This is a genomic window from Nordella sp. HKS 07 (assembly GCF_011046735.1).
GTDB lineage: Bacteria > Pseudomonadota > Alphaproteobacteria > Rhizobiales > Aestuariivirgaceae > Taklimakanibacter.
In genome coordinates, this window is sequence record NZ_CP049258.1 from 2793374 (window position 1) to 2806568 (window position 13195).

10 protein-coding genes are annotated in these 13195 nt (G+C 61.6%); 1 reads left to right on the forward strand and 9 read right to left on the reverse strand.

What is annotated here, in order from left to right:
• Positions 1-56 precede the first annotated feature (56 nt).
• Positions 57-1157, forward strand: coding sequence for an IS630 family transposase (locus G5V57_RS13190; RefSeq protein WP_165167950.1), 1101 nt, complete (start codon positions 57-59; stop codon positions 1155-1157).
• Between the two features lie 210 nt (positions 1158-1367).
• Here the strand turns inward: G5V57_RS13190 and G5V57_RS13195 are convergent, their stop codons facing one another.
• The 9 genes from G5V57_RS13195 to G5V57_RS13230 all read right to left on the reverse strand — a co-directional run bounded on the left by G5V57_RS13195 (position 1368) and on the right by G5V57_RS13230 (position 13171).
• A complete protein-coding gene (locus G5V57_RS13195; RefSeq protein ID WP_165167951.1) occupies positions 1368-3128 on the reverse strand; it encodes an adenylate/guanylate cyclase domain-containing protein in 1761 nt (586 codons plus the stop codon).
• Positions 3129-3412: 284 nt separating this feature from the next.
• On the reverse strand, positions 3413-3655 hold the full coding sequence (locus G5V57_RS35205; RefSeq protein WP_371744780.1) for a DUF3592 domain-containing protein: 243 nt from the start codon (positions 3653-3655) through the stop codon (positions 3413-3415).
• A complete protein-coding gene (locus G5V57_RS13200) occupies positions 3634-4683 on the reverse strand; it encodes a hypothetical protein (RefSeq protein WP_165167952.1) in 1050 nt (349 codons plus the stop codon). The genes G5V57_RS35205 and G5V57_RS13200 overlap by 22 nt, the downstream gene beginning before the upstream one ends.
• 246 nt (positions 4684-4929) lie before the next feature.
• The gene (locus tag G5V57_RS13205; RefSeq protein WP_165167953.1) at positions 4930-5781 is read right to left on the reverse strand and encodes an SDR family oxidoreductase; all 852 of its coding nucleotides are present in this window, start codon (positions 5779-5781) and stop codon (positions 4930-4932) included.
• Positions 5782-6124: 343 nt separating this feature from the next.
• Positions 6125-7981, reverse strand: a complete 1857-nt coding sequence (locus G5V57_RS13210) for an ABC transporter ATP-binding protein (protein WP_165167954.1) — start codon at positions 7979-7981, stop codon at positions 6125-6127.
• Between the two features lie 2 nt (positions 7982-7983).
• On the reverse strand, positions 7984-9765 hold the full coding sequence (locus G5V57_RS13215) for a gamma-glutamyltransferase family protein (RefSeq protein WP_165167955.1): 1782 nt from the start codon (positions 9763-9765) through the stop codon (positions 7984-7986).
• A gap of 13 nt (positions 9766-9778) precedes the next feature.
• The gene (locus G5V57_RS13220; RefSeq protein ID WP_246737615.1) at positions 9779-10657 is read right to left on the reverse strand and encodes an ABC transporter permease; all 879 of its coding nucleotides are present in this window, start codon (positions 10655-10657) and stop codon (positions 9779-9781) included.
• Positions 10654-11601, reverse strand: coding sequence for an ABC transporter permease (locus tag G5V57_RS13225; RefSeq protein WP_165167956.1), 948 nt, complete (start codon positions 11599-11601; stop codon positions 10654-10656). The genes G5V57_RS13220 and G5V57_RS13225 overlap by 4 nt, the downstream gene beginning before the upstream one ends.
• Before the next feature lie 61 nt (positions 11602-11662).
• Positions 11663-13171: an ABC transporter substrate-binding protein gene (locus G5V57_RS13230; RefSeq protein ID WP_165167957.1), complete on the reverse strand. Its 1509-nt coding sequence runs from the start codon at positions 13169-13171 to the stop codon at positions 11663-11665.
• Between the last annotated feature and the right edge of the window lie 24 nt (positions 13172-13195).

A 13195-nucleotide genomic window follows, 5' to 3' on the forward strand; every position in this document is an offset into this window, starting at 1 on the left:
GACCTGTATTCCCCTAGGGATAAAATTGGTCATCTTCCATCCGAAAGGATCGTGTCATGAAGCTGCACGCCAATGCTCAAACTTGCCCTCACTGCCGCTGTCTTATCGTTTCCAGGGTCTTGGATGGTCAGAAGACCACATCGGTGGCGCGGGATTTCCGAGTTAGCACCAAGACTGTCCTCAAGTGGATCGCGCGGTTTTGTGTCGAGGGTCCAGGTGGCCTTGACGATCGAAGTTCTCGGCCGCATCGGATCGCGCGCCGCAATTTGCAACCCGGCAAGCCTCTGAACGATGCTGTTTTCGCGCTGCTGCACACGCCACCTCGTGATAGCGGCTTCAACCGGACGACTTGGCGACTAGCCGATCTCCACTCTGCTCTGAAGGCGCAGGGAGTGATAACAACGTCGAACAATCTCAGCGCGGTGATTAAAAAGGCGGGATATCAGTGGAAGAAGGCACGCATCACGTTGACCAGCTCTGATCCTCTCTATCGCGAGAAGGTGGACGCAATAAAGAAGGTGCTTTCAGAACTAAAGAACGACGAGGCGTTCTTCTCGATCGACGAATTCGGGCCTTTTGCCGTAAAGATGCGCGGTGGCAAAGCGCTTCAGCCGCGCGGCAAGGTACGTCATCTACCCCAATGGCAAAAGTCAAAGGGCTCAATCACTGTGACGGCTGCGCTAGAACTGTCGCATAATCAAGTCATCCATTTCTATTCTGGTCGAAAGAACAGCACGGAGACGTGCAAACTGATTGACCTGTTGAGGCGTCAGTACAAAGGCTATCGTCGCATTTACCTTTCGTGGGATGCCGCGCCCTGGCACTCGTCTGAGCACCTCCTGGAGCACGTCGAATTCCTAAACGGTTGGGCAGCGCATGACGGGGCACCCCTCATCGAGATATTGCCATTACCGGCCCAGGCGCAATTTCTTAACGTGATTGAGTCAGTATTCAGTGGAATGGCTCGAGCAGTCATCCACAATAGCGACTATGCCACTGTGGGCGACGCCCAGGCCGCGATCACTCGCTACCTGGAAGACCGAAACCGTTCATTCGCCATTACACCTCGACGCGCCGGACGTTCGATTTGGAAACAGGAGCGAGTGCCCGCCGCATTCGCGGTTACGAACAACTGCAAGGATGTCCGATATCGCTAGAAGGCAAGATGGGTATTAACGGAGCTGACCAGTAAGGTTGAGGTCAATTGACCCGAGCAGCCCGACGACCGCTTTGGGTCAGATTCGGGCTTATGGCCATATCCGCCATACGGCAACTTTCCCCTCAAGACCGGGCACCGAAACTGATAGCCGGGAGGTCGCGTAGGGCCATAAGCTGACTCGGTGGCAGCGTCGTAGCTTCGTGGAAGTTTACTCTGGCAGCCCCGCCTTGCGAAGCAGCGCCAGCAGCCGTTGGTGGTCCTCCTCGCGTGTGAAGCGCAACATGCCCGGCACTACGCTGTCGGTCCTTAGGTTGGGTCGTTGAGCAAGGCAGTCAGCCACGGCTGTTTGTACTTCTTGGGTTTCGCTCAAAGCCGCAGCCGATGCTGCCCAAATAATGGCGCTCGGCAAGTGCAGTCGCGACCGAGCAATCCTCTTGCTCTCCTTTAGGGACGCCTCATAGTCCCCCGCCACGAAATGCGCAGTCGCGATGGCATAATGGCGCCAGAAATTCGATGGGTCGCGGGGATTTAACTTCAGAGACAACTGGCACGCCTCGATGGCCTCTTGCGGGCGCCCCAGGGCTGCAAGGTAGGCCCCTATATTTCCATAGAGAATGGAACAGCTAGGATTGATCTCCAGCCCCCGCTCGCATTCTGCAATGGCCTCTTCCATGCGACCCTCGCAATAGGCCCATGCCCACGCCATAACCAAATGGGCGTACTCGTCACCGGGGCCTAGGCGCAGGGCGGTTCTCGCCAGCGCCGCAGCCCGAGCCATGTTCGTAGCGTCGGGGGAAATATCTTCCGACCATATGCGGTCGAAGAATATTGCCGCTCGCACTCGGTGGGCTACCGGATTCGACGGATCGATGCCAATAGCCTCCTCGACGAGGCTCGATGCTTCTGCGGCTGCTTCGGCAGTCTGGCCGTAACACCGAGCCCAGGCCCGTGCTATAAGATCAATTGCCTTGTGGTTGGTCGAGGCCCTCGACCCGGCTGCCACGCCCTCCGCCAAAGTGACCTGCGTTTGGGTCGAAGCGGCGATGCTACGAGTAATATCGTCCTGGATGTCGAAGAGATCTGCCAACGCGCGATCGTAGCGCTCGGCCCAGACATGCCGTCCGCTCGTGGCATCGACGAGTTGCGCCGTCACCCGCAAGCGACCGCCCGCCCGGCGCACGCTGCCCTCCATCACATAGCTCACGCTGAGTTCACGCGCGACCCGCTCCACATCCACAGGCTTACCTTTGTAGGTGAAAGTGGAGGTGCGCGCGATCACCCACAGGCCGCTTATGCGCGATAGCGCCGTGATGATGTCCTCGGTGAGGCCATCGGCGAAGAACTCCTGTTCAGCGTCGCCGCTCATGTTTGTGAACGGCAGCACGGCGATTGACGGTTTGTCGGAGAGCGATCGAGTATGCCGTACCGCTGCTTCTTCCACGCCGAGTTGCACACGATAGACCCGCACGGGCCAGGCGATGTTCTTGAGCCGCTGCTCGCCGATATCATCGAAGGCGAGATCAACCTTGCCGCGCGCATCCTCCTGGACACGGCCAGATACGCATATCCCACCGGGCTCGGCAAGCCCCTCTAGCCGCGCCGCTACATTGACCCCGTCGCCATAGATGTCGTCGGCCTCGGCGATGATGTCGCCGACATTGAGGCCGATGCGGAACTCGATCCGCTGTTCCGGCGGCACGTCACCATTGCGCTGAGCCATGCTGCGCTGGACCTCGACCGCACATCGGAGTGCGTCGATAACGCTCGCGAACTCTACCAGCAGACCGTCGCCCGTAGTCTTCACGATTCGTCCCCGATGCTCGCTTATCTTCGGGTCGATGAGGTCGCGCCGGTATGCCTTCAGCCCAGCCAGCGTCCTGTCCTCATTGGCACCCATCAAGCGGCTATAGCCGGCCACATCGGCCGCAAGAATAGCGGCAAGGCGGCGTTGAGCGGGTTCTTCGGCCATTTGGCGCTCTTTCCAAGCATGCCGTTGGCGGGAGATTTTATGCCCAGGCTGCTGGAGAGTCTATCAACCTGGACTTCTGGAATGGGTCAGATTTGGACTTCATGACCATGTTTGCTGCAGGGAAGCTTTCCCCCCAAAACCGGGCATCGCATTTGGTAGCTGGGATGTCGCCTTAGGGCCAGGAGCGGCCGCTCTATCCCCTGTCTCTCTTGGCGAGTGATCTGCGTCGGTTGTGCGTCTTTTTGAGTCAATACTGGAAGTGAGGTTGCTTGGCCGTGCCGGCATCATTGAGACATGGTCCCGTGCAGGCCTCTCGCCGACGGGGTCGTTGCGACGGTACGGCGTAAGTACATCCACTGTGCCATGCCAACGAGAAATAGGCCGATGCCAAGTACGCATTTCACTGCAAGAACACCCCACACAAAAAACCAGCTCTCGATCCGAGCGTCAGAGGGATCAGCGGGGTTGAACAGCACCGGGATCGGTGAACCAAGTGGCTTGTCGGTCACGCCCTCCTGGGAGAACATCGTATGCAGTTGGTGCTTGATTCCGTCGGGTGTGCTGAACTCTGCCGTAACGCACTTTGCAAAGTTATGGCACCACCCCAATAACTGGTGGCCGTCGGGGCTATCAGAGTACCCGTGGCTGGAACCGCCCGTTCCACGAATGTTTTCGTCTCGACAAAACGTAGCAACGACAAAAATGAAAGCGCAACGCCGATCGCAATGAAAACAGCTGCGGGCCAGAGCGGTATAGACGTGATACCCTCGCCACGCTCAGCCCGCAAGCTCTTGAAGACTAGAACCATGAACACGCTGAAAAGTAGAGTCCAAATCGCCTCCCCTGGAACCATCACATAGGGAAACCAATCTGGATCAAGCGAGTCGCTGCCTGGTCCCCAAATGACGTTAACGGGCGGCAACTCAATCCACCGCCAGTCCGGATACCCCACGACGACGATCAATGGAATCCAGAGCAGTGCCAAACAGAAAATCCAGAAGAGAACGACACTACCTAGAATCGATCCTTTCTGTCCGTTCGTCAGAAAATGACTTCGGGCAAGCGCTTCGCGAGGCCTCAGTCCCTCGATGATGGTCGCATAGATTGCTGGATAAAGTGCAAGGGCGAGGAGTAAGCCGGGAACTACGAGCAAGACGCTTCCTTCCAGCGCGATCAAGTTTACGAGGACCAGTGTTACAATGTAGGGCCAGAACCGACGCGCGGCGGTAGAATAGGCTTTCCATAGAGACACGCTGCGACGCTCCGACGTAGCGTCTGTAGCAACTACTACTGCGACTGCAGTGAGCCAACTGCAGAATGTGCGGAGGAAGTCGAAGAAGACTGTGATCCACGACCCAATCTCGCCGTAACCTTGGCTAAGATCGAACTCGATCGAAAATTGAATGACCGGGATGAACGTTAGGATCAGCAACAGTGGCACGAGAACCCGCCAACCGAGCAAGACTGCACGCCACGTATCGCGAAAAAGCACCACAGCGCCAGACTTGCTGAACGGCTGGAACAATGGCAGCTGGCTTGACTGATCAGCAATCATTTAGCCCCCAACGAGTCGTCCCTAATCAATGATCCTCCGAACTCAGGAGTATTACCAGATTATCACGGTGGAAGCAGCATTCAACCAATCTGCATATCCGCTTGGGGTCAGACTCGGACTTCATGACCATTTCCGCTGCACGGCAGCTTTCCCCTCAAAACCGGGCATCGCATTTGATAGCTGGGATGTCGCCTTGGTGCCAGGAATTGACCCCCGGATTGCTAATCCTTGGGGCAGTGGGCCGGATCAGGAGGAAAAGGCGTTTTGGTTATCTGCGATAAATTCGTAGAGCGACCTGGGCTTTCGGCCGAGGAGCATCGGAAGATCGGGCGAGATGGCATTCTCGGCGGCGCTGTACGCAGACGCAATGTGGGCCAGATCAAACGCGCGCCAGGTTGGAATCCCCATCGCGAGCAAACGGGCTTCGAAATCTTCAGGCGCGACTGGCTCATACGCGATCGCATGGCCGGCAACCGCGGCTAACGCAGACGCGACCTGTTCGTAGTTGTACGTGACAGGCCCGGTCAGCTTATACTCTTTGGCAGCGTGTGCGGTGGGATTGACGAGAATGACCGCTGCGGCAGCGCCTACATCGCTGGCGTCGACGAGGGGAAAACGGTCGCGCCCCATCGGAGCTGAAAGCCGTCCTTCGCGTCGAACCGCATCTGCGGCGCGCAGCAGGTTCTGCATATAGAGGTGCGGCTTAAGGAGCGTCCAGTCTCCGGGACTTTCTCGGATTTCTTCGTCGATTTGGTGATGCTCGCGCATCAACGCTATTGGAGACTCGGGGGATGCGCCGATAGCGGATAGCTTAACTATGTGCCGCACCCCGGCACGACGGGCGTGGGCGAGCACGCGCTGATGCTGTGAAACCGAGTCCGGGCTATCCCGGCCCGCCAGAAGCATGACGTAAACGCCCTCGAGCGCTCTGGCGAGCGACTTGTCATCGTCGAAGCTGCCCTGCATAACCTCGACACCTTCGGACCCGGTGAATCCGGATGACCTTCGCACAAGTACGCGAACCTCGGCACTAGCCGCGACAAGGGCATTCAATGCTGCGCCTCCGACTTGCCCCGTTGCCCCGGTGATCAGTATCATAGATACAATTCAACCTCTTGTTGCGAAGTCCTTCAGGGGCAGGGTCGCAGGCGTAGGCCTAGCCAAATGTCAACTCTGCCATCAATCCACAATATTGGATTGGATGTATCTCCAATGGAATCATGCGGAGCGTGAAACGCCCCGATTGAGGGCAAGGAACTGAATATGCGCGGCCCACCTGTTTAATACCTCTTTTCGCTCTTCAACAAGCTCATGCCGTTGATAAACGGCAGCGACGCCGGTTATGCAGCGCAGTACATCATCCGCATGCACCAGAAAGCACGCCCCTCATTCCCACAAGGGGGAGGTGAATTATATGTGTACGCGAAGACTACCCATCCCTTCAGACCTGCACGAAATGTCCCTCGTCGACGACGCGGTATTTTCGCATCGGAGGCGTGTAGCCGAGCGGGCGCATGGGGCTCTTGATCTCATCGACCGCGACGTTGCGGCGAAGCCTTCGCCGCGACGGGTCGGGCACCGGCACGGCGGCCATGAGCTTGCGCGTATAAGCGTGGCTGGGATTGCCGAATACCGAGCGTCTGGGACCGATCTCGACGATCTCGCCCAGATACATCACGGCGACGCGGTGACATAGGCGCTCGACCACGGCCATGTCGTGCGAGATGAACAGCAGCGAGATGCCGAGCTTCTGCTGCAGATCCATGAGCAGATTGCACACTTGCGCCTTGATCGACACATCGAGCGCCGAGACGCTCTCATCCGCGACAATGACCTTGGGGTCCAGCGCCAGGGCGCGGGCGATGCAGATGCGCTGGCGCTGACCGCCCGAGAATTCATGCGGATAACGCGACATCATGTCGGGGTCGAGCCCCACCTGCCTCAGAAGCTCGGCTGCCCGCTCACGCGCCTGAGCGCGCCTCGCGAGACCGTGCTCGATGATGGGCTCCGCCACCGTGGCGCCGATCGTCATGCGCGGATTGAGGCTCGCATAGGGATCCTGAAACACCATCTGGATGCTGCGCCGCATCCGGCGCAGCTCGTCCGCCTTCAGCCGCAATACGTCGAAATCGCCAAGCCTGATGTCGCCGCTCTTGGGCTGCGCCAGCCGCATGATGGAGCGGCCGGTCGTCGACTTGCCACAGCCGGACTCACCGACAAGCGCCAGGGTCTCGCCCTGGAAAAGATCGAAGGACACGTTCTCCACCGCATGGATGGCGCCTATCTTGCGGCCGAAGAGGCCGCCGCGGATGTCGAAGCGGGTGACGAGATTCTTCACCGCAAGGATCGGTTCGGCGTGGCGCCGCACCGTGTCGCGTTCCTCGAGCGCCTCCTCGCGGAACCCAGTCACCTGGTCCACCACCGGAAATCTGAGCGGGTTGCGATGCGCAGTCATCGAGCCGAGCCGCGGCACCGCGTCGAGCAGGGCCCGCGTATAGGGTTCCTTGCTTCTGGCGAAGATGTCGCCGGTCGGACCCTGCTCCACCATTTCGCCGCGATACATGACGGCGGTCCGGTCGGCGATCTCGGCAACGACGCCCATGTCATGGGTGATGAAGAGGACCGCCATGCCCTCTTCCTGCTGCAGGAGCTTGATGAGGTCGAGGATCTGCCCCTGGATGGTGACGTCGAGTGCGGTGGTCGGCTCATCGGCGATAAGGAGGCGCGGACGGCTCGCCAGCGCCATGGCGATCATCACGCGCTGGCGCATGCCGCCGGAAAACTGGTGGGGATAGTCATCGAAGCGCGCCGCGGCATTGGGAATACGCACCTTCTCGAGCAGCCGCACCGTCTCGGCCCGCGCCTCCGCCTGCGCCATGTCACGGTGGCAGGTGAGGGCTTCGGAGATCTGCCGGCCGATGGTGAAGATCGGATTGAGGCTCGTCATCGGCTCCTGGAAGATCATGGCGGCGTCGTTGCCGCGCACCTGCCGCATGTCTTTCTCGGGTAGCGCGAGGATGTCCTTGCCGTTCAGCCTGACGCTGCCGGTGACGCGGGTGGCGCCCCGGGCCAGGAGCCGCATGACGGCGAGCGCGGTGACGCTCTTGCCCGAGCCCGATTCGCCGACGATCGCCAGCGTTTCGCCAGGGCGCACATCGAAAGACACGTTGCGGACCACCGTCGACCACCGATTGTCGACCTGGAAGGATACCGACAGATCGCGGACCGACAGCACCGGCGCCGCATCGGCGGCGGGGCGGCCGCTTGCCGGGTTACGGGAGACGGCGGAGGTGCCCATCTCTATCTCCCGACCGCATAGGCCTGCATGAGGCGCGGAGTCGCTCCAGCGCGTAAGAGCCCGTCCGCGTCGCGGCGCGCCGCCGTCATGCGCCCGATTGTCCACGGTTCGGCGACGGTCAGCCGGTGGCCGCGGCAGCGGAGCTCGTCAAGCACCTGAGGCGCGAAATTTGCTTCCGCGATCAGGCTGCCGGGATCGCGCGTGCGCGGATGGAACGAGGCGGGGAAATGCGCGGTATGGAACAGCGGCAGGTCGATGGCTTCCTGCAGATTGCGGCCATGATGCACATGGCGCAGGAAGAAGGCCAGCTGCCACTGCTCCTGCTGATCGCCGCCGGGCGTGCCGAAAGCCAGCGTCGGCCGGCCTTCATGCAGCGCCAGCGACGGGGTCAAGGTGGTGCGCGGCCGCTTGCCGGGCTCGAGCGAACTCGGCAGGCCGGGCTCCAGCCAGAACATCTGGGCGCGTGAATTGAGACAGAAGCCGAGGCCGGGGATGATCGGCGAGGATTGCAGCCAGCCGCCCGACGGCGTCGCCGACACCATATTGCCTTCCCGGTCGATGACATCGATATGGACGGTGTCGCCGCGCTTCTTGGCGAGATGCGCCATGGTCGGCTCGTAGACTGCGCCGCTTGTATCCGCGGCCAGCATCGCCAGCATGTGTTGCACTTGTGCGTCGAAACCGGGAACGGCGCCGGGCAGGAGATCGAGCGAGGCCTGCCTGCCGATCAGCTGCCGGCGCTCGGCCGCATAGCTATCGGACAGCAGATGATCGAGCGGCACGGCGCAGAATTCGGGATCGCCGTAATAGGCCTCGCGGTCAGCGAAAGCGAGCTTCATCGCCTCGGTCACCGTATGGACGAATTCCGTGCCAGCAGGATCCATCCCGGCCAGATCGAAGTCCTTGAGGAGCGCCAGGGTCTGCAGGAAGACCGGACCCTGTCCCCACGGACCGGTCTTGGCGACCGTCCAGCCGTGATAATCATAGGTCAGCGGTGCCTCGACCGTCGCCGTCCAGCGCGCCATGTCGGCGGCGGTGAGCACGCCCTTGTGCCTCCGGCCGCTCTCATCCATCACCTCGGCCGTGTCGAGATAGTCCTGGATGGCCTCGGCGACGAAGCCGCGATAGAAGGCGTCGCGCGCCGCCTCGATCTGCGCCTCGCGGCCGCGCTTCGCCTCGGCTTCGGCAAGGACGCGGCGCCATGTCTGCGCCAGAGCCGGGTTGCGGAAAATCGCGCGTGGCTTGGGCACCGCACCACCCGGCAGCCATGTCTGGTGCGATGTCGGCCATTCGCGGGCGAAGAAGTCGGCGAGATTGGCGATCGTGTCGGCGACGCGCGCCAATACGGGATGCCCGTCATCGGCATAGTGGATCGCGGGCTCGAGCACGTCGCGCAGCGAGAGCCGGCCGTAATCGCGCAGCATCAGCATCCAGCCGTCGAAGGCGCCGGGAATGACGGTGGCGAGCAGGCCGTCGCCCGGGATCTTGGCGAGGCCCTGGGCCCGGTAATGCTCGATCGTGGCGCCCGCCGGTGCTGGACCTTGCGCGCAGATGACCTCGATCCTGTCCTTCTTCTTAGAGTAGACGATCGCCGGCAGATCGCCCCCCGGCCCGACGAGATGCGGCTCGACCACCTGCAGCACGAAGCCTGCCGCCACCGCGGCGTCGAAGGCATTGCCGCCCTTTTCGAGCATGCTCATGCCGACCGCCGAAGCGATCCAATGGGTCGAGGCGACGACGCCGAAAGTGCCGAGGATTTCGGGCCGGGTGGTGAAGGCATTCATACAATTTCCCCTGTCAAGTTTCGCGCGGATCGAGCGCATCGCGCAGGCCGTCGCCGAGAAGGTTAAAGCCGATCACCGCGAGATAGATCGCCACCCCCGGCCAGATCGCCATCCACGGCGCCTGCGACAGATAGTTCTTGGCGACATTCAGCATCGAGCCCCAGCTCGCCGCCGGCGGCTGCTGGCCGAGACCGATGAAAGAGAGGCTCGCCTCGGCGATGATGGCGGTCGCCACGGTCAAAGTCGCCTGGACCAGGATCGGCGCCAGCACATTGGGCAGGATGTAGCGCGTGATGATGCTGAAATGGCGAAGCCCGATCGATCTGGCACCTTCGACATAGTCCTCCGTCTTGACGGAGAGCACCTGTCCGCGCGTCAGCCGGATGAAGACCGGCATGCCGGAAAGCCCGATCGCGATCATGGCGTTGGTGAGACTCGGTCCGAGAAATGCCGCGAGCGCGATGGCGGTGATCAGGAACGGCATCGCCAGGAGCGCGTCGGTGATGCGCGAAATGATCATGTCGGTCCAGCCACCGAAATAGCCGGCGATCAGGCCGAAGGGCACGCCTACCGCCACCGCGATCACGACCGACACGACGCCCGCCATCAGCGAGGCCTGGGCGCCCCAGATCATGCGCGCCAAGTTATCGCGCCCGAGATCATCGGTGCCGAGCCAATAGAGCGCCGACGGCGCCTTGCGGATCGCCGTCCAGCTCGTCGCATTGGGATCGGCGATCGGCAGGAACGGCGCGCTGAGCGCGAGAAGCGTCAGAAACAGGACGATGCCGCAGCCCACCATGGCGCTTTTATTGGCCTTGAGCTTGCGCCATGCGCGGCTCGGCGCCCGCCTCTCCGGCAGGCCTGCGGCATCGGCGGGGGTGACCGCCGTCACAGCACGGCCCTCATGCGCGGATTGAGCACGAAATAGAGCACATCGGCGAGCAGGTTCATGAGGATGAAGCCGACGGCAGTGCACAGCACGACACCCTGCACGACGGCATAGTCGCGGGTGAAGACGGCATCGACGATCAGCTTGCCGAAGCCCGGAATGGTGAAGATCTGCTCGGTCAATACCGCACCCGCCAGCAATTCGCCGAACAGCAGCGCGCTCAGCGTGACGATCGGCAAAAGCGCGTTGCGGAAACTGTGAGTGAGCACGACGGCGTGCTCGGCGAGGCCTTTGGCGCGCGCGGTGCGGATGTAATCGGTGCTGAGAACGCTCAGCATGGCCGAGCGCGTATGGCGCATGAGGGTCGCCGCGAGCGCATTGCCGAGGACGAAGGCCGGCATGACCATGGTCTCGAGCGAGCGGATGGGATCCGATGTGAAAGGCTCGTAGCCGGAAGCCGGAAGCCAGCCCAGGCTGACCGAGACGAGCAGGATCAGCATGATGCCGAGCCAGAAATTGGGAATCGACAGGCCGGAGAGCGCGATGAAGCTCGCCAGATAGTCGAGAGGGGTGTTTTTCTTCACCGCGGCGAGGATCCCCATCGGAATGCCGATCACGAAGGCGAAGAAGATCGCCATCACCGCGAGCTGGATCGTCACCGGCAGTTTCGCCGCGATGAGGGAGAGCACCGGCTCGTTGCTGCGCAGCGAGATGCCGAGATCGCCGGTGAGCGCATTGCCGAGCCAGTAGGCATATTGCATCGGCACGGGGTCGTTCAGCCGGTATTTCTCGCGCAGCACTTCGAGCACGGCGGGATCGCGCTCTTCGCCCGCCATGGCGAGAACGGGATCGCCCGGCAGGAGCTTCTGCAGCGAGAAGACGAAGATCGAGACGATCAGCAGCGTCGGTATGGCGATAAGGAGCCGCTTGGCGATGTAAGTGTACATGAGTCTCCAGGCCTTTTCGGGAACACCGCGCCGGCCTTAGGCAGCCCGCGCGGCGCCGTGACTAATCGGCCTTCTTCACCCCGATGAGGCGGATCATGCCGTCGGCCGTCGGCGCGAAACCCGTCACTTTCTTGTTCAAGCCCCAGATCCAGGCCTGGTGGCCGAAATAGATGACCGGCAAGTCGTCGTTCAGGATGACCGCCGCCGCGTCGTATTTCTGCTTGCGCGCCTCGGTGTCGGTCGACTCGCGCGCCTCGTTGAGGAGCTTGTCGACTTCCGGATTGCAATATTTCATGTCGTTGAGGCCACCTTTGCAGGTGACGAACTGATGGATATTGCCGTCGGGATCGACGCGGCCGGACCAGTCGGTGCGCGCCAGCACATATTTGCCGGCGGTCTGCTCGTCGAGCAGCGTGGCGAATTCCATCGACTTCAGCGTGACCTCGAAGCCGGCCTCAGCCACCATCGCCTGCATCATCTGCGCCGCCTGAAGGATGACGGGGGTGTTGGTGACGAGGAATTCGAGCTTGAGGTGCTCGACGCCAGCTTCCTTCATCAAAGCCTTTGCCTTGTCGAGATCGCGGGCGGGCACGGGGACGTTCTTGTTGAACCACGGGCTGTTCGGCGGCACCGACTGGTTGCCGGCGAGCCCCGTTCCCTCATAGACGACCTGCATGATCGCCTCGCGGTCGAGCGCCAGCGAGAAGGCCTGGCGCAGCCTCTTGTCCTTGCTGAGCGGATTGTCGGCGGCGGGGCCGTTCGCGATATTCACATAGAGCGCCAGATAGCCGAGATTGACCGCGTCGAAATAGTTGAGATTGGCGTCGGCCTTGATCGCCGCGGCGTCGCTGGCGACCATTTCCTCGCCCATGTCGAGATCGCCGGCGCGCAGGTTGGCGAGGCGAACGGTGCTGTCCGGGATCGGCAGATAGGTCACCTTGTCGAGGAAGACATTGTCCTTGTTCCAGTAGTCCTGGAATTTCTCCAGTACGATGCGGTCCTGCTGCACCCGCTCGATGAATTTGAAGGGGCCGGCACAGACCGGATGGCTGCCGAAATTGGCGCCGAGCTCCTTCGCCGCCTTGGGCGAGACGATCATGCCGGCGCGGTCGGCGAGCTGCGCGAGCAGCGTCACGTCGGGGCTCTTCAGCTTGAAGGTCACCTCGAGGGGGCCGGTGGCTTCGACCTTGTCGACCGAGGCGAGCTCGCTCTTGCGCCGCGATTCCGGCAATGTCTTATTGCGCTCGATCGTCGCCACGACAGCGGCCGCGTCAAGTGGCGTGCCGTCGTGGAACTTGACGCCCTCGCGCAGCTTCATCTTCAGTTCCTTGCCCTCAGCACCCCACGACCATTCGGTCGCGAGCTGCGGCACGATGTCGAGCTTGGGCCCGACATCGACGAGCTTGTCGCACATCGCCGTATAGATGATGCGGCCGACGAAGGTGCGCGACTGCGCCGGATCGAGCACGTCGGCGTCGTTGGCGAGGCCGATCTTCAGCTCGGCCGCCTGCGCTGTGGCGGCGAAGAGCAGGGCGGTGGTTGTCGTCGCTAGGAATGTCAGTGGTTTCATGGCGTTCTCCTCTTTTGTGTTTCG

What these genes read in the sequence shown, in the direction of transcription:
- G5V57_RS13190 (WP_165167950.1), top strand. Translation starts at nt 57, where the DNA reads ATGAAGCTGCACGCCAATGCTCAAACTTGCCCTCACTGCCGCTGTCTT.
- G5V57_RS13195 (WP_165167951.1), bottom strand. Translation starts at nt 3,128, where the DNA reads ATGGCCGAAGAACCCGCTCAACGCCGCCTTGCCGCTATTCTTGCGGCC.
- G5V57_RS35205 (WP_371744780.1), bottom strand. Translation starts at nt 3,655, where the DNA reads ATGTTCTCCCAGGAGGGCGTGACCGACAAGCCACTTGGTTCACCGATC.
- G5V57_RS13200 (WP_165167952.1), bottom strand. Translation starts at nt 4,683, where the DNA reads ATGATTGCTGATCAGTCAAGCCAGCTGCCATTGTTCCAGCCGTTCAGC.
- G5V57_RS13205 (WP_165167953.1), bottom strand. Translation starts at nt 5,781, where the DNA reads ATGATACTGATCACCGGGGCAACGGGGCAAGTCGGAGGCGCAGCATTG.
- G5V57_RS13210 (WP_165167954.1), bottom strand. Translation starts at nt 7,981, where the DNA reads ATGGGCACCTCCGCCGTCTCCCGTAACCCGGCAAGCGGCCGCCCCGCC.
- G5V57_RS13215 (WP_165167955.1), bottom strand. Translation starts at nt 9,765, where the DNA reads ATGAATGCCTTCACCACCCGGCCCGAAATCCTCGGCACTTTCGGCGTC.
- G5V57_RS13225 (WP_165167956.1), bottom strand. Translation starts at nt 11,601, where the DNA reads ATGTACACTTACATCGCCAAGCGGCTCCTTATCGCCATACCGACGCTG.
- G5V57_RS13230 (WP_165167957.1), bottom strand. Translation starts at nt 13,171, where the DNA reads ATGAAACCACTGACATTCCTAGCGACGACAACCACCGCCCTGCTCTTC.